At 50.6% G+C, this 22,840-nt stretch carries 24 protein-coding genes; 15 read left to right on the top strand and 9 right to left on the bottom strand.

Annotated elements, in window-relative coordinates; translation table 11 throughout:
* Positions 1-11 precede the first annotated feature (11 nt).
* Together tdh and FD737_RS18055 are read right to left on the bottom strand one after the other, a co-directional pair.
* Entirely contained in the window at positions 12-1,040 is a 1,029-nt protein-coding gene (gene tdh, locus FD737_RS18060; RefSeq protein WP_097119663.1) for an L-threonine 3-dehydrogenase, read from the bottom strand.
* Positions 1,037-2,245, bottom strand: coding sequence for a glycine C-acetyltransferase (locus FD737_RS18055; RefSeq protein ID WP_160834190.1), 1,209 nt, complete (start codon positions 2,243-2,245; stop codon positions 1,037-1,039). Before FD737_RS18055 ends, tdh begins: the two co-directional genes overlap by 4 nt.
* Before the next feature lie 231 nt (positions 2,246-2,476).
* Between FD737_RS18055 and rfaD the strand changes: the two genes are divergently transcribed.
* Genes rfaD through FD737_RS18030 form a run of 5 tightly spaced genes read left to right on the top strand, consistent with a single transcriptional unit; the run spans position 2,477 to position 7,479 of the window.
* Positions 2,477-3,409, top strand: coding sequence for an ADP-glyceromanno-heptose 6-epimerase (rfaD, locus tag FD737_RS18050; protein ID WP_160834189.1), 933 nt, complete (start codon positions 2,477-2,479; stop codon positions 3,407-3,409).
* Between the two features lie 17 nt (positions 3,410-3,426).
* Entirely contained in the window at positions 3,427-4,470 is a 1,044-nt protein-coding gene (gene rfaF, locus FD737_RS18045; RefSeq protein WP_160834188.1) for an ADP-heptose--LPS heptosyltransferase RfaF, read from the top strand.
* Positions 4,471-4,472: 2 nt separating this feature from the next.
* Positions 4,473-5,435 carry a lipopolysaccharide heptosyltransferase RfaC gene (rfaC, locus tag FD737_RS18040; protein ID WP_097119666.1) on the top strand — a complete coding sequence of 321 codons (963 nt, stop codon included), beginning with the start codon at positions 4,473-4,475 and terminating at the stop codon, positions 5,433-5,435.
* Positions 5,436-6,344, top strand: a complete 909-nt coding sequence (locus FD737_RS18035) for a sugar glycosyltransferase (RefSeq protein WP_097119667.1) — start codon at positions 5,436-5,438, stop codon at positions 6,342-6,344.
* Complete coding sequence (locus FD737_RS18030) at positions 6,322-7,479, top strand: O-antigen ligase (RefSeq protein WP_160834187.1); 1,158 nt, start codon at positions 6,322-6,324, stop codon at positions 7,477-7,479. The genes FD737_RS18035 and FD737_RS18030 overlap by 23 nt, the downstream gene beginning before the upstream one ends.
* Positions 7,480-7,522: 43 nt before the next feature.
* Here the strand turns inward: FD737_RS18030 and FD737_RS18025 are convergent, their stop codons facing one another.
* From FD737_RS18025 to envC, 3 genes are all read right to left on the bottom strand, one after another.
* Positions 7,523-8,602, bottom strand: coding sequence for a glycosyltransferase family 9 protein (locus FD737_RS18025; RefSeq protein ID WP_058960120.1), 1,080 nt, complete (start codon positions 8,600-8,602; stop codon positions 7,523-7,525).
* A gap of 129 nt (positions 8,603-8,731) precedes the next feature.
* Positions 8,732-9,631 carry a divergent polysaccharide deacetylase family protein gene (locus FD737_RS18020; RefSeq protein WP_160834204.1) on the bottom strand — a complete coding sequence of 300 codons (900 nt, stop codon included), beginning with the start codon at positions 9,629-9,631 and terminating at the stop codon, positions 8,732-8,734.
* Positions 9,632-9,634: 3 nt separating this feature from the next.
* Positions 9,635-10,936, bottom strand: coding sequence for a murein hydrolase activator EnvC (gene envC / locus FD737_RS18015; RefSeq protein WP_160834186.1), 1,302 nt, complete (start codon positions 10,934-10,936; stop codon positions 9,635-9,637).
* Positions 10,937-11,185: 249 nt separating this feature from the next.
* Between envC and FD737_RS18010 the strand changes: the two genes are divergently transcribed.
* The 5 genes from FD737_RS18010 to cysE all read left to right on the top strand — a co-directional run bounded on the left by FD737_RS18010 (position 11,186) and on the right by cysE (position 14,295).
* Positions 11,186-11,617, top strand: a complete 432-nt coding sequence (locus tag FD737_RS18010) for a rhodanese-like domain-containing protein (RefSeq protein ID WP_160834185.1) — start codon at positions 11,186-11,188, stop codon at positions 11,615-11,617.
* A gap of 17 nt (positions 11,618-11,634) precedes the next feature.
* Positions 11,635-11,889 carry a glutaredoxin 3 gene (grxC, locus tag FD737_RS18005; RefSeq protein WP_007885328.1) on the top strand — a complete coding sequence of 85 codons (255 nt, stop codon included), beginning with the start codon at positions 11,635-11,637 and terminating at the stop codon, positions 11,887-11,889.
* Between the two features lie 39 nt (positions 11,890-11,928).
* Positions 11,929-12,393, top strand: coding sequence for a protein-export chaperone SecB (secB, locus tag FD737_RS18000; RefSeq protein WP_034823785.1), 465 nt, complete (start codon positions 11,929-11,931; stop codon positions 12,391-12,393).
* Positions 12,393-13,412: an NAD(P)H-dependent glycerol-3-phosphate dehydrogenase gene (gene gpsA / locus FD737_RS17995; RefSeq protein WP_160834184.1), complete on the top strand. Its 1,020-nt coding sequence runs from the start codon at positions 12,393-12,395 to the stop codon at positions 13,410-13,412. The genes secB and gpsA overlap by 1 nt, the downstream gene beginning before the upstream one ends.
* Positions 13,413-13,479: 67 nt before the next feature.
* Positions 13,480-14,295, top strand: coding sequence for a serine O-acetyltransferase (gene cysE, locus FD737_RS17990; protein WP_034823780.1), 816 nt, complete (start codon positions 13,480-13,482; stop codon positions 14,293-14,295).
* On the opposite strand, the gene trmL is transcribed toward cysE, so the two are convergent.
* The 3 genes from trmL to cpxR are packed head-to-tail and all read right to left on the bottom strand — an operon-like array spanning position 14,292 to position 16,872.
* On the bottom strand, positions 14,292-14,765 hold the full coding sequence (trmL, locus tag FD737_RS17985) for a tRNA (uridine(34)/cytosine(34)/5-carboxymethylaminomethyluridine(34)-2'-O)-methyltransferase TrmL (protein ID WP_058960119.1): 474 nt from the start codon (positions 14,763-14,765) through the stop codon (positions 14,292-14,294). The genes cysE and trmL overlap by 4 nt on opposite strands.
* A gap of 35 nt (positions 14,766-14,800) precedes the next feature.
* Positions 14,801-16,177 carry an envelope stress sensor histidine kinase CpxA gene (gene cpxA, locus FD737_RS17980; protein WP_160834183.1) on the bottom strand — a complete coding sequence of 459 codons (1,377 nt, stop codon included), beginning with the start codon at positions 16,175-16,177 and terminating at the stop codon, positions 14,801-14,803.
* Entirely contained in the window at positions 16,174-16,872 is a 699-nt protein-coding gene (gene cpxR, locus FD737_RS17975; protein ID WP_160834182.1) for an envelope stress response regulator transcription factor CpxR, read from the bottom strand. The genes cpxA and cpxR overlap by 4 nt, the downstream gene beginning before the upstream one ends.
* Positions 16,873-17,022: 150 nt before the next feature.
* Between cpxR and cpxP the strand changes: the two genes are divergently transcribed.
* From cpxP to FD737_RS17950, 5 genes are all read left to right on the top strand, one after another.
* Positions 17,023-17,535: a cell-envelope stress modulator CpxP gene (gene cpxP / locus FD737_RS17970; protein ID WP_097119670.1), complete on the top strand. Its 513-nt coding sequence runs from the start codon at positions 17,023-17,025 to the stop codon at positions 17,533-17,535.
* A 200-nt stretch (positions 17,536-17,735) separates the two neighbouring features.
* Positions 17,736-18,638 (top strand): CDF family cation-efflux transporter FieF, encoded by a 903-nt coding sequence (fieF, locus tag FD737_RS17965; protein WP_034823770.1) that lies wholly within the window; start codon positions 17,736-17,738, stop codon positions 18,636-18,638.
* Between the two features lie 207 nt (positions 18,639-18,845).
* Entirely contained in the window at positions 18,846-19,808 is a 963-nt protein-coding gene (gene pfkA / locus FD737_RS17960) for a 6-phosphofructokinase (RefSeq protein WP_034823768.1), read from the top strand.
* 147 nt (positions 19,809-19,955) lie between these two features.
* A complete protein-coding gene (locus tag FD737_RS17955) occupies positions 19,956-20,945 on the top strand; it encodes a sulfate ABC transporter substrate-binding protein (RefSeq protein WP_034823765.1) in 990 nt (329 codons plus the stop codon).
* 130 nt (positions 20,946-21,075) lie between these two features.
* Entirely contained in the window at positions 21,076-21,834 is a 759-nt protein-coding gene (locus FD737_RS17950) for a CDP-diacylglycerol diphosphatase (protein WP_160834181.1), read from the top strand.
* Positions 21,835-21,998: 164 nt separating this feature from the next.
* On the opposite strand, the gene tpiA is transcribed toward FD737_RS17950, so the two are convergent.
* On the bottom strand, positions 21,999-22,766 hold the full coding sequence (gene tpiA, locus FD737_RS17945; RefSeq protein WP_160834180.1) for a triose-phosphate isomerase: 768 nt from the start codon (positions 22,764-22,766) through the stop codon (positions 21,999-22,001).
* Positions 22,767-22,840: the final 74 nt, after the last annotated feature.

The following is a 22,840-nucleotide window of genomic DNA, read 5'->3' as shown; positions in this document are numbered from 1 at the left end:
CCTGTGAATCCTTAATCCCAGCTCAATACCACTTTTCCTGAACGCCCGGATCGCATCTCGTCAAATCCCTGCTGGAATTCATCGATGTGGTAGCGATGTGTGATAATGGGCGTTAAATCGAGGCCGGATTGAATCAACGCTGCCATTTTGTACCAGGTTTCAAACATCTCGCGGCCATAGATGCCTTTGATGAACAGTCCTTTGAAGATCACCAGATTCCAATCGATCGCCATCTCGCCCGGCGGAATGCCCAGTAGGGCGATTCGCCCGCCATGGTTCATCACCTCCAGCAGGGTGCGAAACGCGGGAGGCGCGCCAGACATCTCCAGCCCGACATCGAAACCTTCGGTCATACCCAACTCAGCCATCACATCGCGCAGATTTTCCTGCGCCACATTTACGGCGCGTGTCACGCCCATCTGGCGTGCCAGGCCGAGGCGATAATCATTGATATCGGTGATGACCACATTGCGTGCGCCCACATGTTTGCACACCGCTGCAGCCATAATACCAATAGGACCAGCACCAGAGATCAGCACGTCCTCGCCGACCAGATCAAACGAGAGCGCGGTATGCACGGCGTTGCCAAAGGGATCGAAAATCGCTGCCAGCTCGTCAGAGATATTGTCGGGAATCTTGAAAGCGTTAAATGCAGGGATGACCAGGTACTCGGCGAAACAGCCCTGACGATTGACGCCGACACCCACGGTATTGCGGCACAAGTGAGTGCGACCGGCGCGGCAATTTCGGCAGTGACCGCAGGTGATATGACCTTCGCCGGACACACGATCGCCAAGGGTAAAGCCTCTTACCTCTTCGCCCATACCGACGACTTCGCCGACATATTCATGGCCAGTGATCATCGGAACGGGAATGGTTTTACGCGACCAATCATCCCAGTTGTAAATGTGAACATCGGTGCCGCAAATTGCAGTTTTACGAATTTTAATCAGCAGGTCGTTGTGACCAGGTTCCGGAATCGGCGCATCTTTCACCATCCAGATGCCTTCTTCAGCTCTTAACTTGGCTAGTGCTTTCATTTTGCGGCTCCTGCAATCACGCCCAACTGTTGACCAATGCGCGTAAAGGCGGCAACGGCATGTTCCAACTGTGCCTGCGTATGGCCTGCAGATATCTGAGTGCGAATGCGCGCCTGACCCTGCGGCACCACCGGGTAAAAGAAGCCGGTGACATAGATACCCTCTTTTTGCAGCAGGCTGGCAAACTGCTGAGCCACTTTTGCATCGCCAAGCATCACCGGGATGATGGCGTGGTCAGCACCCGCCAGCGTAAAGCCGGCTGCGGTCATCTTCTCGCGGAAGAATCGGGCGTTATCCCAAAGGCGCTGGCGTAACCCATCGCCTTCACTGAGCAGGTCTAACACCCGCAGCGAGGCGGCGACGATGGCAGGTGCCAGGGAGTTGGAAAATAGGTAAGGGCGTGAACGCTGGCGTAGCCATTCAACCACCTCTTTTTTCGCAGCCACATAGCCACCTGAAGCACCACCTAGCGCTTTGCCTAATGTGCCAGTCAGGATATCTACGCGATCCATTACGCCGCAGTATTCATGGGTGCCACGTCCAGCCGCTCCGACAAAACCGACTGCGTGGGAATCATCAACCATCACCAATGCGTCAAATTCGTCGGCCAAATCGCAAATGCCTTGCAGATTGGCAATCACGCCATCCATCGAGAACACACCGTCTGTGGCGATCAGAATATGGCGTGCACCTTTATCACGCGCTTCCTCTAACCGAGCACGTAACTCAGACATATTGTTGTTGGCATACCGATAGCGCTGGGCTTTACACAGGCGTACGCCATCGATAATTGAGGCATGATTGAGTGCATCAGAGATGATGGCATCTTCCGCACTGAGCAACGTTTCAAACAGACCGCCATTGGCATCGAAGCAAGAGGAAAACAGGATGGCATCTTCCATGCCGAGAAAGGCCGCCAGCTTTTGTTCCAACTGCTGATGAATATCTTGCGTGCCGCAGATAAAGCGCACGGATGCCATGCCGAAGCCGTGGGAATCCATGCCTTCTTTGGCGGCCTGAATAAGCGCGGGGTGATTCGCCAGACCGAGATAGTTGTTGGCGCAGAAGTTAATCACCGGAGGGCTATTAGCGACATGGATCTCAGCCTGCTGCGCCGACGTGATGGTACGTTCTTGTTTGAACAATCCATCGCTACGTGTTGTCACAAGCTGTTGACGGATTTGCGAATAAAACTGACTGGACATGATTCTGCTCCTCAGATAGCAAAATTTTGGAACATATTACTGATCAGGATGCATCGTGCCGACATTTCCGCCAGAGAAATCTTTGTTTTGCAGCATAGTTCACGCGATGGATGCAAATTGTGCAGCGGTTACGGAGTCATCTGGCTGCCTGTCTCGGGCTGAAATGTTATGATGTTAGGCATTCGTGCGTGAAACCTCCTGTTTCACCCCAACTCTTTAAAGGCAAAGCATATGATTATCGTAACCGGTGGCGCTGGCATGATTGGCAGCAACATTGTTAAAGCGCTGAACGATCGCGGTCTTACCGATATTCTGGTGGTGGATAATCTGAAAGATGGCACCAAATTCGTGAACCTCGCAGATCTGGATATCGCGGATTACATGGACAAAGAAGAGTTCCTCTCTTACATCATGTCCGGCGAAGATCTGGGTCCAATCGAGGCGGTGTTCCATGAAGGTGCCTGCTCGGCGACCACCGAGTGGGACGGCAAGTACATGATGGATAACAACTATCAGTACTCCAAAGACTTGCTGCATTTCTGCCTGGAACGTGAAATTCCTTACCTGTACGCCTCTTCAGCGGCCACTTACGGTGGCCGCAATGAAAACTTTATTGAAGAGCGCCAGTACGAGCAGCCGCTGAACGTCTATGGCTATTCAAAAATGCTGTTCGACCACTACGTGCGTCAGATTCTGCCGGAAGCCGATTCTCCTGTGTGTGGCTTCCGCTACTTCAACGTCTACGGCCCTCGCGAGGGTCACAAAGGCGGTATGGCGAGCGTGGCATTCCACCTCAACACGCAGATCAGCAACGGTGAAAATCCAAAACTGTTTGAAGGTAGCGACGACTTCCGCCGCGATTTCATCCATGTTGACGATGTCGTTGCAGTAAACCTGTGGTGCTGGGAAAACGGGGTATCTGGCATCTACAACTGTGGTACTGGCCGTGCAGAATCCTTCCAGGAAGTCGCCGATGCAGTACTGAAGTTCCATCAGCAAGGCCAGATTGAATACATCCCGTTCCCTGAGAAACTGAAAGGCCGCTATCAGGCATTCACTCAGGCGGACCTGACCAATCTGCGCGCAGCGGGTTATGACAAGCCATTTAAAACCGTTGCTCAGGGCGTGGGTGAATACATGACCTGGCTCAATCGTAAAGCATAAGGAAACCGGCACCAGCGATGAAAATTCTGGTCATTGGCCCTTCCTGGGTCGGCGATATGATGATGTCGCAAAGTCTCTATCGCACGCTCAAGGCTGAGCACCCGGATGCGGTCATTGATGTGATGGCGCCGGCCTGGTGCCGGCCACTGCTGTCACGGATGCCGGAAGTCAATCAGGCGCTGGCGATGCCACTGGGCCATGGCGCTTTGGCACTGGGTGAAAGGCGGCGTTTGGGCAAATCCCTTCAGGTCAGCAATTATGACCGTGCTTATGTGCTGCCAAATTCGTTCAAATCAGCGCTGGTGCCGTTCTTTGCAGGTATTAAGCGCCGTGTCGGCTGGCGTGGTGAGATGCGCTATGGCGTGTTGAACGATGTGCGTGTGCTGGATAAAGCCGCGTTTCCGCTGATGGTGGAGCGCTATGTTGCACTGGGCTACGACAAACCCATCGCCTCCGCACAACAGTTGCCGCAGCCCTTACTGTGGCCGCAGTTGCGTGTCGATGAAGATGAAAAGCGCATGACAGCAGCGCAATTTTCTTTGTCGGCCGATCGTCCTGCTATAGGGTTCTGCCCTGGCGCTGAATTTGGCCCAGCCAAGCGCTGGCCGCACTACCATTACGCGGCGCTTGCCGAGCAACTGATTGCCGAAGGGTACCAGGTGGTGTTGTTCGGTTCCGCAAAAGATCGCGAAACCGGTGACACTATTGTTCAGACGTTATCGGAATCAGCACGAGCGCACTGCAAAAATCTGGCCGGCGATACGCAATTAGAACAAGCGGTTATCTTAATTGCACATTGCGCGGCTATCGTCAGTAATGATTCCGGGTTGATGCACATTGCCGCCGCACTGAATCGTCCTTTGGTCGCCTTATATGGCCCAAGTAGCCCGGATTTCACTCCGCCGCTCTCTCATCAGGCACGCGTAATTCGTTTGATCTCTGGCTATCACAAAGTACGTAAAGGTGATGCCGAAGAGGGTTATCACCAAAGTCTCATTGATATTCAGCCTGCTCGAGTTCATCAGGAATTTAGCACGCTGCTGCATCCGGTGCAGGAGTAGCCATGCACGTTTTGATTGTAAAAACCTCCTCAATGGGGGACGTGCTGCACACGTTACCGGCGCTCACTGATGCGATGCAGGCCATTCCTGGCATCCGTTTTGACTGGGTCGTCGAAGAAAATTTTGCACAGATCCCCAGCTGGCATCCGGCAGTAGATAAAGTGCTGCCGGTGGCGATTCGTCGCTGGCGTAAACATTGGTTTGGTAGCCAGCAGCGTGAAGAGCGCGTTCTGTTTAAGCGAGACCTGCAATCGCGCCAGTATGATGTGGTGATCGATGCGCAAGGGTTGATCAAAAGCGCCGCGCTGGTGACGCGACTGGCTAAAGGCGTAAAGCATGGGCAAGACAGCCGCAGCGCGCGGGAACCCTTTGCCAGCTGGTGGTATGACAAACGCCATGAAATTAATAAACAGCAACACGCGGTTGAACGCACGCGTGAGCTATTTGCGAAAAGCCTGGATTATGCGAAACCGGAGACCCAGGGTGATTATGCCATTGCGGGACATTTCCTTTCTACGCTGCCCAACGATGCGCATCAATACCTGGTGTTTTTGCATGCGACCACCCGCGATAACAAACATTGGCCAGAGGCGCACTGGCGCGAACTTATTGAACGGGTACAGCCGACAGGTCTGCGAGTGAAACTGCCTTGGGGTGCTGAACATGAGCATCAGCGTGCATTAAGAATGGCGGAAGGTTTTAACCATGTTGAGGTGCTGCCAAAATTAGCGCTGGAGCAAGTGGCACAGCAATTGGCGGGGGCACGCGCTGTCGTTTCGGTCGACACGGGTTTGAGTCACCTGACCGCCGCGCTGGACCGCCCGAATATTACGCTGTTTGGTCCAACTGATCCGGGGCTGATTGGGGGGTATGGGAAGAATCAGCATGAGCTACGCGGTGCAGGTGGCAGAATGCAGGCTATATCCGCCGTGAGCGTAATGGAAAAATTGCGGGAATTGCTTTGAATGGGATCAATATTTAAACAAATCTATCGTTATACCCATGAACGAGCTTATCGGCACAATGAAAATTTTTGGCCTCATATCAGAATTCAACGTGGAGCAGAAGACCATATTGAACGGCTAGTCTGGCGAAAAAATGAAATAAAAATTGAAGCATTAGATTCATTACGTAAAACCGTTACCAATGATATGACGATACTGGCAACTGGCCCGTCAGTGAATGATCTTGATTTTGAATTACTTTCAGAAACGACATTTATTGGTGTTAATGGCGCTTATCACCTACGAGATAAAGTCGTATTTTCATATTATGTTATTGTCGATCGCGGTTTTGTTGAGAATCGTTTTGATATTGTCGGAAAAGTACTGGGCGACCCTGAGTTGACGCTCTTTACAACAGTTCATTGCCTCAATGATATGTTGAATTGCATTGGAGTCGATAAGATAAAGTGTCGTTTGGCTATTATTGAAGATCTGAGTTATAAGATATTTCGAAAATCAGTAGTACCTGCTGAGTATGCTTTGAATTTCAATGATAATAAAGGATTATCAGTCTATCCAACTGATCCATTATCAGGTTTTTCATGGGATATCAGACAAGGTATTTTTGATGCGGGTACAGTGGCCTATTGGGCGTTGCAAATAGCCGTATGGCTCAGTTCAAATCGTATACTGTTAGCAGGGGTTGATATGAATAATTTTTCATCCCCACGATTTTATGAAAATGAAAATAATAAGCAGAAAAGCTTTTTAGGGGAAAACTTTACTCAAGTTATAAAGCCCGCATTCTTGAATGCCAGCATCGAGCTTAATCATGCAGGGATAAAGGTTTACAATTTGTCTATGAATAGTGGACTGACAGAGGAAATTTTCGAGAAGGCGACGCCAGATGTCATTTTTAAAAAAAACTGAAAGTTTAGAATTTATTGCATCTATTTCTTTTATGGCATTTTTATTTTTAATGACCATATTTACAGGTGTTGGAAAAGTAAATAATTTATTTCATCTGTCGATTACAACGATGATGATATTTTTGTTTTTCCAGCGAAAAAAGCTTAGTCTTCCCGAGCCATATCCCTGGAGGTCAATAGGCGTTATTGCACTATTCCTCATTTATTACAGTATTACGAACTTATGGACAAGTGTTCCAGAGAATATAATTTCAACTCTGAAGCATACCGTTTATCTTCTTTTTTTCGTTTGTATGTTTGATTACTGTATTAAGCGTTATGGTTTGCTGAAGGTTTATGGATGCATTTTTTCCGGGTGTTTTATTGTCCTTGTTTTGACATTTATGTTGGTAGACAAAAGCACGCTACTGACTAATAGACTTGAAAACGGTTTTTTTGCCGCGCCAAAAAATGTCATTGATCTCGGTGGATATTTTGCTCTTGGTATTTTAAGTGCACTGATTATTGCCCGTGAGTCAGGCCGACACTGGATTTACATACCTGCATCGTTGCTCTTTATTGGCTTGATCTTGACGCAAAGTCGAGGTCCATTATTGGCTTTAATGGTTTCTTTAGCTGTCTTACTTGCTAAATATAAACATGTTCACCTTAAACATGTTTTGTATATCATGATTTCAATCGCTACTATTTTATTATTCTTCGGCTTTACCGATTATGGCAGTGATTTTTATGCGCGCATTGTTTCCTCTTATGCGCAGAGTTTTATCAGATTTGGAATCTGGAATCATGCCATTTCAGATGCAATGATTCATCCCTATTTCGGTTGGGGGTTTGATAAGCAGCTGACATTTGTAAACAGTATTGGCCAACATGTTATAACCACACACAGTATTTATGTATCGGCCTTCTTAAAAGGCGGTGTGGTGGGTGTGCTATTTATGGCATCACTCATCCTGGTTGGCTTGTATCATGCGTATAGAAAGTATCATCAAGGCATGGGGTTAGAAGCCTCAATTTATCTCTTCTCTTTGATGTTTTTTGTTACTCAGGGGATGTTTGTGATTGGTGGACCAGGAGAAACATGGGTATTATTCTGGTTGCCATTAGCGATAGTTTTGTCATCCCGTAAGGCCTAGATAAAAACCACTACCAGATCGCTTGCTATCTGGTAGTGTAATTTTAGACTGAAATATTTTTCATCATCACGTTATAAACCTGATCAACGCTTATTTTTCTTAATGGGTAATGCGGATCATCATTAGATTCAGGTTCAATTCTGATAGTCTGATGGATGTGTAAATCCTGATAAGGTCCTGTATGTCTGGGATTAGCACTGACATAAAGACTCACTGTCGGCGTTTCTGCCGTGATAGCAATATGTAGTGGTCCAGTGTCACCTGTGATCAACACATCAAGGTTTTTAATTATCTGTAAGAGTTCAGGTAGGCGAGTCTTACCAATATAAGAGTGAACCCTTGAATGGTATTTATTTTTTAATAAATCAAAGAATGATTTTTCAATGTTTTTATCCTGGGTGGCACCAGTCAATACTATTTTTGCATCTTTGTTATTTTCTAAAATACGCTCTGCTAGTTCAGAAAAATGTTCAACTGGCCAGCAACGGTTTTTCCCGGACGCCCCCATTTGAAAGCCAATTACAGGTCGATAGTTTTCACGTTCTACAGAGTGAATTGCAATGGGAAATTGCATTCTGATATCTGTTGTATTGCATCCAAGAATACTAATCAGGTCGAGTTTGCGCTGAATAATATGAACATCTGTTGCCGATGAATAATGATCTATCCAGTGATTAAAGACGGTATTGTCACTTCTGAAATTATCTCTAATAATGTATTTTGAGCCAGACAGGCGTGCGCAGAGAATGTCATAGCCCAATGTTGAATGCAGTAGCACAGTCATATCAGGTTTGAATTTTCTCATTCTCCTGATTACGCGATGGGAATGAACTATTTTATTATCCCAGATGACTATTTCATCAAACCATTGACTTTTTTCAACGAGATCACGGTTTTTATCACTGGATACCAGCATGAGCCTGGCCTCTGGATAGCGATGCTTTATGGCTTTGATCGCAGGAGTATTAAAAAGGAGATCTCCTAATGCGGTCGTTGAGAAAATAACAATGCGCTTAAACTCATGATTTGAGCTTAGCGGTGTCTTGTTTTTGTCAATCTGGCTCAGTCTGGCATGTAAACTGAGTACGTTATTGATTACGTTTATTTTCCAAAGCTTTTTCATTATTCCATTTCACCCTAAGAACCTGGCAAATTTGACATCAGTCGCGGGAATTAATTTCGTAATGATAACGAAAAAAACGCTAGTCCCGAATGGGGCTAACGCTAATTTTCAAAAACGTTGATGATTGCGTTAAAAAAGTAAACCTAACTGATTGATTAACTTACTACCTGCCACATTTTCAATCACTATTTCAACGGCTCGACTTTGCGGCACTGGCGGCAGTGGTTTAATGACCTTACACACCCCCGGAGCACGGAATTTCGGCGCTGGAGATTTATCGGTTGTCGTCGGAGCTTTACCCTGATGCACAGGCTCATTCAGCAACTGACTTGGGCGGACCAGCGTAATATCGCCAGGCAGTGATAGCAGCATCTGTTGCAGCACACGGACGGTGGTTGGGTGCGGATGGCCAATCGCAATGGCATAACCATCGCGCTGTGCCAGTTTTACGGCACGGGTAAACTGTTCGCGAATCGATGCCTCATTCTGACTATCGTCAAGGAATACCCGGCGTTTCAGCACCTTAACATGCGTACCTTGTGCCGCTGGAATAGACTGGCTATTGCCAATCGTCATGCTATCGAGAAAGTAGTAATTGTACTGATTTAGCACCTGCATCACTTTCTGCATGCCAGGCAGGCTGGAGGTCATTTTGCTGCCCATATGGTTGTTCAGCCCCACAGCGAAGGGCACTTTACCCGAGGCATCCCGAACAATGCGTGCGATCTCTTCGCTGCTCATCTCTGGGGTTAAGGTATCTTTTTCCAGCGGCTGCTTACTGAGCGGTGCCATTGGCAAGTGAATCAACACCTCATGACCACCCTGATGTGCTTTTGTCGCCATCTCACGAGCATGAGGTGCATTCGGCAATACAGCGACCGAAATCGCAGCGGGCATTTGCAGCACTTTATTCTCTTCAACCGGACGATAACCGAAGTCATCAATCACAATTGAGAGTTTACCTGCCTGAGCCGATAGTGTGAAAAACAGTGCGCAGAACGCAATTGAGAGCTTTTGAGGCTGAAACAACACTTATCTTCCTAACCACGGTAGTGGATTGACGGCCTGTCCCTGACGTCGGATTTCAAAGTAGAGCGAAGGCGTGCCGCGGCCGCCACTGGTACCCACGAGGGCGATAGGCTGTCCTGCCTTCACCTGAGTACCCACGCTCACCAGCGCACTTTGGTTGTAGCCATAAAGACTCATATCGCCTTTACCATGTTCCAATACCACAACCAGGCCGTAGCCTTGTAGCCAGTCGGCCATCAGTACGCGTCCATCGGCGATGGCTTTCACTTCGGTGCCTTCTGGTGCATCAATCACAAGACCTTTCCAGCGCAGTTCACCCTGCATGGATTCACCGAAGCGGTGTTCAATACGTCCATTCACCGGCCATACCGCCTGCCCACCAGGCTTTCCGAGGCCACCGGTGCGCGCCATCAACTCACGTTCGCTTTGTGTGGGTTGATAACTTGATCCCTTGGCTTTTGCCTGCGCCTGACGCTGGCGTACTTTTTCTGCCTCGCGTGCTTCACGTTCGGCACGCTCACGCGCTTCGCGTTTGGCTTTGGCAATTTTATCCTGCAGACGGCTTTCGTTTTCTCGCATCTCAACCAAATCGGCCTGATCTTTTTCCAGCGAGCTTTCCAATACTGTCAGGGTTTTCTTACGTGCCGCACTGGCGGTTTCCAGTTTGGCCTGCTGCGACTGCTGTTGGGCTAACAGGGATTTTTGTTGTTCCTGCTTACCTTGCAATGCCTGACGCTGCTCGGACAGCTGTTGCTGAGTTTGTTTGAGATCGTCGATGTTTTTCTGGCGTGCAGCATTAAGGTAGCCGAAATAGGCAAGTATGCGTTCACTGCGTTGTGCTTCTTCACCACCCAGCAGCAGCTGTAACCCATTGTGTTGGCCTTGTCGGAAAGCCGCATCCAATTGTTGAGCCAGCAGTTTTTCCTGCTGAGCTTGCTGTTTTTCCAGACGAGAGATGGAGGTGGTAATTTGTGTGATTTCGCCGTCGAGCGCGGTCAAGCTATTGCGCGTTTCCCTAAGCTGCCGGCTGGCTTGCGCAATCACTTTTTCCTGACTTTGCAGTTGATAGAGAAGTTTGCTGCGCTGTAATTTCTGCGCTTTAACGCTTTTCTCTTTGTTAGCAATATCCTGCTGAATGGACTTGAGCTGGGTTTTACTGTCATCCGCACTGTGCGCGTAAACGGGCAATAACAGTGCGCCCGCGCAGAGCAAGCTCAGGGAGATTTCGGACCAGCGAGATGACAACGGATGCGCTGGGCCGTTGTGACAGGTCCTTGTGTGTGTAACGGTCGCTTTTCCCTTCATAGTCGATAATTATTCCACGATGAACAGCCGCTTACCAGTTATCCCGGGCGGGTTTTGCTTTACGAAAGATGTCGGTGCCGAGCTTAGCGGCATAAACCTTGACTCAATTTTGCGATTAGAACACTTTTTTTGGAAAATGACGCACAAATCGTAACTCTGCCCGCTTCGCGACTGTACATGCTAAGTGGCGCAGGTATACTCAGAACCCTTGTTTTAGCTTATTAGCCCGGTCTGGAGTCGTTACCCCTCATGCAAGAAATTATGCATTTTGCAAGCAATCACACCATCCTTAGTCTGGCATGGGTTGTTTTACTCGTTCTGGTGATTGTGACCACCGTTAAAGGAATGTTCTCTAAGGTAAAAACCATCAGCCGTGGTGAAGCAACCCACCTGATCAACAAAGAGGATGCGGTGGTTGTAGACGTGCGTTCGCGCGATGATTATCGCAAAGGGCACATTTCAGGTGCGGTGAATATTGCAGCGGCTGACATCAAAAAAGGGAGCTTTGCCGAACTGGAAAAGCACAAGTCGCAGCCCATAATTGTGGTATGCGCCACCGGCCAGAGCGCGGGTGAGTCAGCCGCTAAATTGAGCGCTGAAGGTTTTGAAAAAGTCTCCGTGCTGAAAGATGGCGTGAGCGGCTGGAGTGGTGAGAATCTGCCGCTGGTACGCGGTAAATAATTCCCAGAGGTAACCGCATGGCTAATGTTGAGATTTACACCAAAGTCACATGCCCTTATTGCCACCGGGCAAAAGCATTGTTGGATCAGAAAGGTGTTTCGTTCCAGGAGATTCCTATTGATGGGAACGCGGCGAAACGTGAAGAGATGATTCAGCGAAGCGGGCGTACGACAGTTCCCCAGATTTTTATTGATGCGCAGCACATTGGTGGCTGTGACGATCTTTACGCGCTGGATGGGCGTCAGGGACTGGATCCCTTACTCCAGGCATAATTTTTCGGTCAGACAATTTAACTCACAGGATTTAGTAACATGTCAGAACATAGCACAAACGAAATGCAGTTCCAGATTCAACGTGTTTATACCAAAGACGTTTCTTACGAAGCGCCAAACGCGCCTCAGGTTTTCCAGAAAGAGTGGGAACCGGAAGTGAAACTGGATCTGGACACCGCTTCATCTCAGCTGGCTGATGAAGTCTACGAAGTTGTTCTGCGCGTTACCGTGACAGCAACCGTTGGCGAAGACACCGCATTCCTGTGCGAAGTTCAGCAGGCAGGTATCTTCACTATCGGCGGTATCGAAGGCACTCAGATGGCACATTGCCTCGGTGCATACTGCCCGAACATTCTGTTCCCGTATGCACGTGAATGCATCACCAGCCTCGTGTCTCGTGGTACTTTCCCTCAGCTCAATCTGGCGCCAGTTAACTTTGATGCCCTGTTCATGAACTATCTGCAGCAGCAAGGTGAAGGCGAAGCGCCACGTCAGGATGCCTGATGACTACCCTCAACGCTTCGATTAGCGTCATCGGTGCCGGCTCGTACGGCACCGCTTTGGCCATTACGCTGGCCCGTAACGGCCATCCGGTTCTGCTCTGGGGCCACAATCCGCAAAGCGTGGCGCAGCTCCAGGCTGACCGATGTAATGCCGCTTTCCTGCCTGATGTACCTTTCCCTGACAATCTTGTTCCCGAAGCCGATTTGGCAACGGTGGTGAATGCCAGCCGCGATCTGTTGGTGGTGGTGCCTAGCCACGTATTTGGCGACGTTCTCACCCAGTTGAAGCCGCATCTGCGTGCAGACTCACGTATTGTCTGGGCAACCAAAGGTCTCGAAAAAGAGACTGGCCGTCTTTTGCAGGATGTTGCGCGTGAAATCCTTGGCGATCAAATTCCGCTGGCCGTGGTTTCCGGACCAACTTTCGCGAAGGAGCTTGCTGCGGGCCTGCCTACAGCGATAGCGCTGGCTGCCACTGACGCACAGTTCGCCGAAGATCTGCAGCAAAAACTGCATTGCGGTAAAAGCTTCCGCGTGTACAACAATCCAGACTTCATCGGCGTGCAACTGGGTGGCGCGGTGAAAAACGTGATTGCGATTGGTGCCGGCATTTCCGATGGAATTGGTTTTGGTGCTAACGCACGAACCGCGCTGATTACCCGTGGGCTGACTGAGATGAGTCGCCTTGGCGCCGCTCTTGGAGCCGATCCCACCACCTTTATGGGCATGGCGGGGCTGGGCGATTTAGTGCTGACCTGTACCGATAATCAATCCCGCAATCGTCGTTTTGGCATGATGCTGGGACAAGGCGAGAGCGTTGATGAGGCGCAGCGCATTATCGGACAAGTTGTAGAAGGGTACCGAAACACCAAAGAAGTCAAAGCATTGGCGGCGAGAATGGGTGTTGAAATGCCGATAACCGAGCAGATTTATCAGGTACTGTATTGCGAAAAATCGGCGCGAGAGGCAGCATTGAGTTTACTTGGCCGTGCAAGGAAGGACGAAAACAGCCAAAGCTGAAGCAGGATGCTCAGCTAAATCACCTGCAGCGCCTCTCAGGCGCTTTTTTTATCGGGAGCACAGAGCAATGTCGTCAGAAGAGTTAGAACTGGTCTGGAACAACATCAAAGCTGAAGCCAGAGCGCTGGCTGATTGTGAACCCATGCTGGCCAGTTTTTATCACGCGACTTTGCTGAAGCACGAAAATCTTGGCAGTGCCCTAAGCTACATGCTGGCGAACAAACTCGCCAACCCGATCATGCCAGCCATTGCGGTACGCGAAATCGTTGAGGAAGCGTATCGCGAAGATCCAGAGATGATTGTCTCTGCAGCTTACGATATTCAAGCCGTGCGCCAGCGCGATCCTGCCGTTGATAAGTATTCAACGCCATTGCTGTATCTGAAAGGCTTCCATGCATTACAGGCTTATCGCATCGGCCACTGGCTCTGGAAAGAGGGCCGCCGCGCGTTAGCCGTCTATTTGCAGAACGAAATCTCCGTCTCCTTTGCAGTGGATATCCACCCGGCAGCCCGTATTGGTCGCGGCATCATGCTCGATCATGCTACCGGTATCGTGATTGGTGAAACCGCCGTAGTGGAAAATGACGTGTCGATTTTGCAGTCGGTCACGCTAGGCGGTACCGGAAAAACCAGCGGCGATCGCCATCCGAAAATCCGTGAAGGTGTGATGATTGGCGCAGGTGCCAAGATTCTCGGTAACATTGAAGTGGGGCGCGGCGCGAAAATTGGTGCGGGTTCGGTGGTACTACAACCGGTGCCGCCGCATACCACGGCAGCCGGTGTGCCTGCGCGTATCGTTGGCAAACCCACCAGCGATAAACCTTCGATGGATATGGACCAACTCTTCAACGGCGCGGGCTTCGAGTACGGCGACGGAATTTAGCTCTTGATCAGTGCGCCAGCATAATCAAGCTGGCGCCACGCTTCATACACCACCACAGATACCGCATTCGACAGATTCATACTGCGACTTTCAGCCATCATTGGGATGCGGATCTTCTGCTCTGCTGGCAGCGCGTTCAGTATCTCTGCCGGCAAACCACGGCTCTCAGGTCCAAACAATAAATAATCCCCTTTCTGATAGCTCACAGCGCTGTGGGCAGGTGTGCCTTTGGTGGTGAGTGCAAACAGACGCTGTGGTGCTTCAGACTCGATAAACGCAGTGTAATTGGCGTGTTTTTTGAGTGAGGTGTATTCGTGATAATCGAGCCCAGCGCGGCGCAGGCGCTTGTCATCCCAGGCAAAGCCCAGCGGCTCAATCAGATGCAATTGGAAGCCTGTATTGGCACACAAGCGGATGATATTGCCCGTATTTGGCGGGATTTCAGGTTCAAATAAAACGATGTTCAGCATAAGGCCCCCGGAAACGAGGGCCGAAGCATAGCAAATTATTGACGAGCGGAGTACAGCGGCAACCAGAGTGTAAGGCGCAGCCCCCCTAATGGGCTGTCATCGGCTTTCACCCAACCGCGATGCTGTTGCACGGCTGTTTCCACAATCGCCAGTCCGAGACCGGTGCCACCAGATTCACGGTCGCGTGCTTCATCAGTGCGATAGAAGGGGCGGAAAATCTGCTCGCGATCTTCAGCGCTGACGCCTGGGCCATCGTCATCAACGTGAACGGTAATACCCTGAATATCCACCGAGAAACTCACGCTGATATGCGTGTGGGAATAACGCAGCGCATTACGCACGATGTTTTCCAGTGCGCTCTCCAGGGCATGCGGGTTGCCGTACAGTGGCCACGGACCAGGCGGATACGGCACATCCATGGTTTTACCCATCTGCTCGGCTTCAAATTTGGCATCTTCCAGTACACCGTTCCACAGGTGGTTGGCTTTCATCGCTTCACTGACTAACGCGTTTTTATGCTGAGTGCGTGAGAGCACCAGCAAATCGTTAATCATGCCATCAAGCCGCTGGGCTTCCGTTTCGATACGCTGAAGTTCTTTACCTTCACCATTGCGACGGCGCAGTAGGGCGGTAGCCAACTGCAAACGTGTCAGTGGCGTGCGTAATTCATGACTGATATCGGATAACAAACGCTGCTGTGCGGTCATCATGCGTTCAAGTGCGCTCACCATTTGGTTGAAACTTGAACCTGCTGCCAGGAATTCCTGTGGACCGGATTCCAGTTCAGGATGCTGGCGTAAGTTTCCGCTCGCCACTTCATCGGCAGCATGTTTAAGCTTGCGAGCTGGGCGCGCCAGGCTCCACGCCAGCCATAACAGCAGTGGCGAGCTAATCAGCATGGTGACAATCAACAGCAATAACGGACGGTCGAACAGTAAATTGACGAAGTCCAGTTGAGAACTGGTGGCGGGGCGGATCAGGTAGAGCTGATAGTTATCTTCACCATCCTGCACGGCGAACGGGCCCACCATCTCCACACGACCATACTTTTTCTTCTGCGGATGATCGGCATTATCAGACTGGCCGATAAAGTTACGAATCACCTGCATTTCATTGTGCTGCGCACCGATAACCCGGCCTTCGCTGGTGACTAATAACAAGCGTTGGCCGGGTGGGGCCCATTTGTCGATGGCGCGAAACAGCCGGCGCCACCACATCAGGTCGTTGGGAGGATCTTGCGATAACTCCGCTTCAACGTGCTGTTCAATCATGGTGCCCTGTCGTTGCTCACTTTCCAGCAGTGCGGTCATCTGGCGTGAGTCGAGTTTGGGCACCATCAATACCAGCATCAACACCAGAGCCAGGGTGAGCCAGAAAATGGCGAAGATGCGGGTAGTCAAACTTCCAATCATGATGCCGAAACCATCAGATAGCCGCGTCCGCGTAGCGTTTTAAACCACGGGTGGCCAACACGACGTTCCGGCAATTTACGACGCAGGTTTGAAATGTGCATATCAATCGCGCGGTCAAACGGCGTCAGGCGTTTACCCAGCACTTCCTGACTGAGGTGCTCACGCGACACGACCTGACCTAAGTGCTGTGCCAGCAAATAGAGCAGAGTGAATTCCGTGCCCGTCAGATCCAGCGTTTCACTATCGAAGCTGGCTTCCTGGCGGCCTGGGTTGAGGCGCAGGCAATCCACTTCCAGCGTGGGTGAACTATTGTCATGCTGCTGTTGTTGTTCGCTCCAGTTTGAACGGCGCAAAATAGCTCGAATACGCGCCACCAGTTCACGGTCATTAAACGGTTTTGGTAGATAGTCATCCGCGCCCAGCTCAAGGCCAAGAACACGATCCAACTCACTACCACGAGCGGTCAGCATAATGACCGGAGTTTGGTGCTGTTGTCGTAATTCTTTCAACGTATCAATACCGTTCTTCTTCGGCATCATGACGTCGAGTAATAACAAGTCAACGCTGTTATCCAGCAGGTTAAGCGCCTGCTCGCCATCGCTGGCGACAATCACCTCAAAACCTTCCATCTCAAGCAGTTCTTTAAGCAGCGAAGTTAATTCGCGGTCGTCATCAACCAACAGGATTTTATTCATTTTTTGTTGCCCTCCGCAGGCAAAATACCGTGTTCCTTGACTTGCAATCCAACGCTTTACGTAGTTTTACACCCCCTGACGGATGTTTGCAGCTATCGCCGTACACTAGCTCTCGTTGAATCGCAAAACGGAACGAACTGGGAGTAAACGATGCGCTACTTAACCGCCGTCGTCATTGCCTCAGCGATGGTTCTCAGTCACGCCAGCGCAGAAGCAGCAGACACGACGACGATTGACGAGATGCATCATAACGGCGGATTGACGACAGGCAGTATGACGCAAAATCCGCAAAGCCACATGTTCGATGGCATTGAGCTGACTGAACAACAGCGGCAACAGATGCGAGACCTGATGCAGCAAGCACGACATGAGCGCCCGGCTATGAGCGTTCAGGATATTGAAACTATGCATGACCTTGTCATTGCAGACAAATTTAACGAATCGGCTATCCGACAGCAGGCAGAGAAACAAGCCCGCGCGCAGATAGAACTGCAAGTTGAGATGGCTCGGGTTCGCAACCAGATGTATCACCTGCTAACGCCTGCACAGCAAGCGACATTGCAGAAGAATTATGAGCGTCGACTTAATGATATGCGTCAGCTCTCAGGATTGCAGTCATCATCACCGCTGCATGCAGTGAGTAGTACCAGCAGTAACCAGTAACATAGTATCCCTGTTTTCCTTGCCATAGACACCATCCCTGTCTTCCCCCGCATGATGCGGGGGTTTTTTTTATCTGCCAATCCTGTGCTGCATCATCACCTTAATATTCATTTCACGCAGCTTACGCTTGCCGATGATAAACTTGAGCCATTATGTGACTAAAGGCGTTGCGCTGAGCAGACGCTTCTATGAGGCATGGCATGGATCCCTCCTACGCGAAACTCGTCAACCGCGCGGCGCTGGCGGCAACGACGCTGGCGACATTACTGTTGATCGTGAAAATTTTTGCCTGGTGGCTGACTGGCTCAGTCAGTATGTTGGCCGCCCTGGTCGATTCACTGGTGGATATCGCTGCATCGCTCACCAATTTACTGGTGGTGCGCTATTCACTCCAGCCTGCGGACGCTGATCACACCTTCGGCCACGGTAAAGCGGAGTCGCTTGCCGCACTGGCACAAAGCATGTTTATTTCCGGCTCGGCACTGTTTTTATTTCTCACGGGTATTCAGCATCTGGCCTCACCCAATATATTACGTGCGCCGCTGGTCGGTATCGTCGTCACTGTGGTCGCCCTTTTGTCCACCCTGTTACTGGTGACTTTCCAGCGCTGGGTGGTGCGTCGGACACGCAGCCAGGCGATACGTGCGGATATGCTGCACTATCAATCTGACGTGGTGATGAACGGCGCGATCCTGGTGGCTTTGGTGTTAAGCAGCTATGGTTTTGTCCGGGCAGATGCGCTCTTTGCGCTGGGGATTGGGGTGTACATCCTCTATAACGCTTTGCGCATGGGTTATGAAGCGGTGCAATCTTTGCTGGACCGCGCATTGCCGGAAGAAGAGAAGCAGGCGATTATCGATTTGGTTAGCGACTGGCCAGGTGTGCGCGGTGCCCATGCACTGCGTACGCGTCAATCCGGGCCAACCCGTTTTATCCAGCTTCATCTGGAAATGGATGACCACCTGCCGCTGGTGCAGGCGCATCAGGTAGCGGATCAGATCGAGCAAGCACTCCGGCTTAAGTTTCCCGGTTCGGATGTTATCATCCATCAGGATCCCTGTTCGGTGGTGCCTGAAAATCAGCAAGGCTTTTTCCAGTTTTAGCGTTTAAATATCATGGCGTTGCGTTATAAAAATGACGTAACGCTAACAACTCTGTAAAAAAATAGCGAAAACTTGTCTGACCTGAATCAATTCAGCATCAAGCCTTTGATATACTATCTGCAACTATTAAGCCGCACGATCGTGAGCGGGTTTACACCGGTCGGCAGGCAGGAATAATCCTTAGTTTTGAACAATCCAGAGGTTGTCATGATCAAAAAAATCGGAGTACTGACCAGCGGCGGTGACGCCCCAGGCATGAACGCAGCCATCCGCGGAGTTGTCCGTTCCGCGCTGAGTGAAGGCCTTGAAGTTTTTGGTATCTACGACGGCTATCTGGGTTTGTATGAAGACCGTATGATCAATCTCGACCGATACAGCGTGTCCGACATGATCAACCGTGGCGGCACTTTCCTCGGTTCTGCGCGCTTCCCGGATTTCCGTAATGAGGAAGTTCGTCAGGTTGCCATTGAGAACATGAAGAAGCGCGGCATTGACGCGCTGGTGGTCATCGGCGGTGACGGTTCCTACATGGGTGCCAAACGTCTGACGGAAATGGGTTTCCCGTGCATTGGTCTGCCAGGCACCATCGATAATGACGTTGCCGGTACCGATTACACCATCGGTTACTTCACGGCGCTGGAAACCGTGGTTGAAGCGATTGACCGTCTGCGCGACACCTCCTCTTCGCATCAGCGCATTTCCATCGTGGAAGTGATGGGTCGTTACTGCGGCGATCTGACTCTGGCTGCTTCCATCGCCGGCGGTTGTGAATTCATCGTGCTGCCGGAAATTCCTTATACCCGTGAAGAACTGGTCGAAGAGATCAAAGCGGGTATCGCCAAAGGTAAAAAACACGCCATTGTGGCCATTACCGAACACATCTGTGATATCGACGATTTGGCGCATTACATCGAAGCAGAAACCAAACGCGAAACACGTGCAACGGTGCTTGGGCATATTCAGCGTGGCGGTGCACCATGCGCTTACGACCGTATCCTGGCGTCACGTATGGGTGCCTACTCCATCGAACTGCTGTTGCAGGGCTACGGCGGACGTTGTGTCGGTATTCAGAATGAGAAGATGGTGCATCACGACATCATTGACGCGATTGAAAACATGAAGCGCCCATTCAAGCGCGACTGGCTGGATACGGCGAAAAAACTCTACTAATCAAACTAAAATAGGGCGCGGCCTCCACCGTGCCCTTTTTTATTCCCACTTATATTCTCTCCAGTTATAACCACTTATTTTTAATTCTTTAATCATTGAATTGGTTTATGTCAGTCTTGTTCTATAACGACCTCGGGAGAGCAAGCAATGAACAAGTGGAGTATTGGTGTCACCCTGTTACTGGCTTCCACCAGTGTTTTGGCAAAGGATATCCAGCTGTTAAACGTTTCTTACGATCCAACGCGTGAGCTGTATGAGCAGTACAACAAAGCGTTTAGCGCACACTACAAGCAGGAAACGGGTGACAATGTGGTGATCCGTCAGTCTCATGGCGGTTCAGGGAAGCAGGCGACCTCTGTGATCAACGGCATTCGTGCTGATGTCGTGACCCTGGCGCTGCAGTCTGACGTGGATGCTATTGCTGACCGTGGACGGATCGATAAAAACTGGATTAAGCGCCTGCCAGACAACTCCGCCCCTTATACTTCCACCATCGTGTTCCTGGTCCGTAAGGGCAACCCGAAGGGCATTCATGACTGGAACGATTTAATTAAACCCGGCGTATCGGTGATCACCCCGAACCCGAAAACCTCAGGTGGCGCACGCTGGAACTATCTGGCCGCATGGGGCTGGGCACTGGATCAAAACAACGGTGACCAGGCCAAAGCGCTGGCGTATGTGAAGGCGCTGTTCAAGAACGTAGAAGTGCAGGATTCGGGTGCACGTGGCGCCACCAACACCTTCGTAGAACGTGGCATCGGCGATGTGCTGATTGCCTGGGAAAACGAAGCGTATCTGGCAGTGAACAAGCTGGGTAAAGACAAGTTCGAAATCGTCACGCCAAGCGAATCGATTCTGGCAGAACCAACCGTTTCGGTGGTCGATAAGGTGGTGGATGAGCAGGGCACGCGTAAAGTGGCCGAAGATTACCTGAAGTATCTCTACTCACCAGAAGGCCAGACCATCGCAGCGGAAAACTTTTATCGTCCACGCGATCCTGAAGTCGCGAAAAAGTTTGCCAGCACCTTTGCGCCGGTGAAACTGTTCACTATCGACAGCAAGTTCGGTGGCTGGACGCAAGCGCAGAAAGCGCACTTCGCCGATGGTGGTAGTTACGATCAGGTCATGAAACCTTAATCGTCATCGCATCAAACTGAAACGGTCAGCCTGATGCTGACCGTTTTGCATTACACAGCAGTAAAAGTCCGTGACATTGCCCAGACGGCAGGCGAGGATGCTGGCAGGTGATGAACAGAGGAATTCGGCCATGCAGGGAAGTCGTCGCACCCTGAAGTTGCTAACCGTTTTACTGCTGGTGCTGATTGTCGGACTGATCGTCAGCGCCTTCCATTTCCAGAAAAACTCCAATGCCCTCTGGCAGATCATCAGTGAAAAGTGCGAGCCCAATCTGGCGAAGAGTGGCAATCCCGCCCCTTGTCAGCAAGTGAATACGGCACAGGGTTATGTCACGCTGAAAGACCTCAACGGTCCACTGCAGTATTTACTGATGCCGATCGAAAGAATCACTGGCATGGAAAGCCCGATTATTCTCGAACCCACCACGCCCAATCTGTTTGCCGCCGCCTGGCTGCAGCGCAGTCTGTTGGCCAAAAAACGCGGTGCACCGATTGATGATAGCGTGCTGTCACTGGCGATTAATGCGCAATATGGCCGTACGCAGAATCAACTGCACATCCACATCTCCTGTCTGCGTCCTGATGTGCGCCAGCGGCTTGATGCGTTAAGCCCTAAGCTCAATGAACAGTGGCAACCAGCCACGCTGCGCAAACATCGCTATTTGATTCGCACACTGTCTACGGCTGAACTGGCGCAGCAAAGTGTCTTTATTCGTCTGGCGACTGAAGTGCCTAATGCGCGCAGCGAGATGGGAAAATATGGGATGGCACTGGCGGAATTACCGGATGGGCGCTTAGCGTTGCTGGCGCTGGAACGTAACTGGTTAATGCTAAACAGCGGTTCTGCGGAGGAGTTGCAGGACCACCAATGCCAGATTTTGAACCATTAACCATGGCTTCCAATATAAAGCTTCAATGAAACGTATAAGCACGCTGGGGGGTTCCAGAACTGTTTCATCACATCTTCCTCAGTGTATGAGTTACATGTCTCAGTACGAATCTCTGGCAATAAAAAAGGCGGCTCATCAGCCGCCTTGTTCTACACCGAAAAAACTTAGGCGTTTTTCGCTGCTGCAGCTGCTTTCACGATCACTGCGAACGCATCGGCTTTCAGTGAAGCACCGCCAACCAGCGCGCCATCGATATCTGGCTGGGTGAACAGTTCTGCGGCATTTTTGTCGTTAACAGAACCGCCGTACTGAATGATGACCTGCTGAGCAATCGCCGCATCTTTCTTCGCGATATGGTCACGAATGAATTTGTGCACGGCCTGGGCCTGCGCAGGTGTAGCGGATTTGCCGGTACCGATCGCCCAGACTGGCTCATAAGCGATAACCACGCCTTCGAACGCAGCCGCACCCTGCGTTTCCAGCACGGCGTCGATCTGACGTGCGCACACATCTTCAGTCTTGCCCGCTTCGTTCTCTGCTTCAGTTTCACCGATGCACAGGACTGGTACCAGGCCGGCTGCTTTCAGAACAGCAAATTTCTTCGCGATGAACTCGTCGCTTTCATTGTGGTAAGTACGACGCTCAGAGTGGCCGATGATGATGTATTTCGCGCCGACATCTTTCAGCATTTCTGCGGAGGTTTCACCGGTGAATGCGCCAGACAGGTTAACGTCAACGTTCTGTGCACCCAGTGCAATGTGGCTGCCGGAGACGGCGTGTTTTGCCAGGTCAAGATAGAGAGTGGGTGGAGCAATTGCTACGCCACAACCTTCAACACCAGACAGCTCTTTGCGCAGACCTTCAATCAGCTCGCCTGCCATGTGCTTGCTGCCATTCAGTTTCCAGTTACCCATAACCAGTGGATGTCGCATTCTTTCCTCCGCATAACGCGATTCATGAAATAGCGCTGCCATCGGGCAGCGATGTCTGCCAGACAGTATAGAGA

This window comes from Pantoea sp. Seng (genome assembly GCF_009829935.1).
GTDB classification, from domain to species: Bacteria; Pseudomonadota; Gammaproteobacteria; order Enterobacterales; family Enterobacteriaceae; genus Pantoea; species Pantoea communis.
The sequence above is the reverse complement of the archived record's forward strand: the minus strand, read 5'-3'. Positions and strand labels throughout refer to the sequence as shown.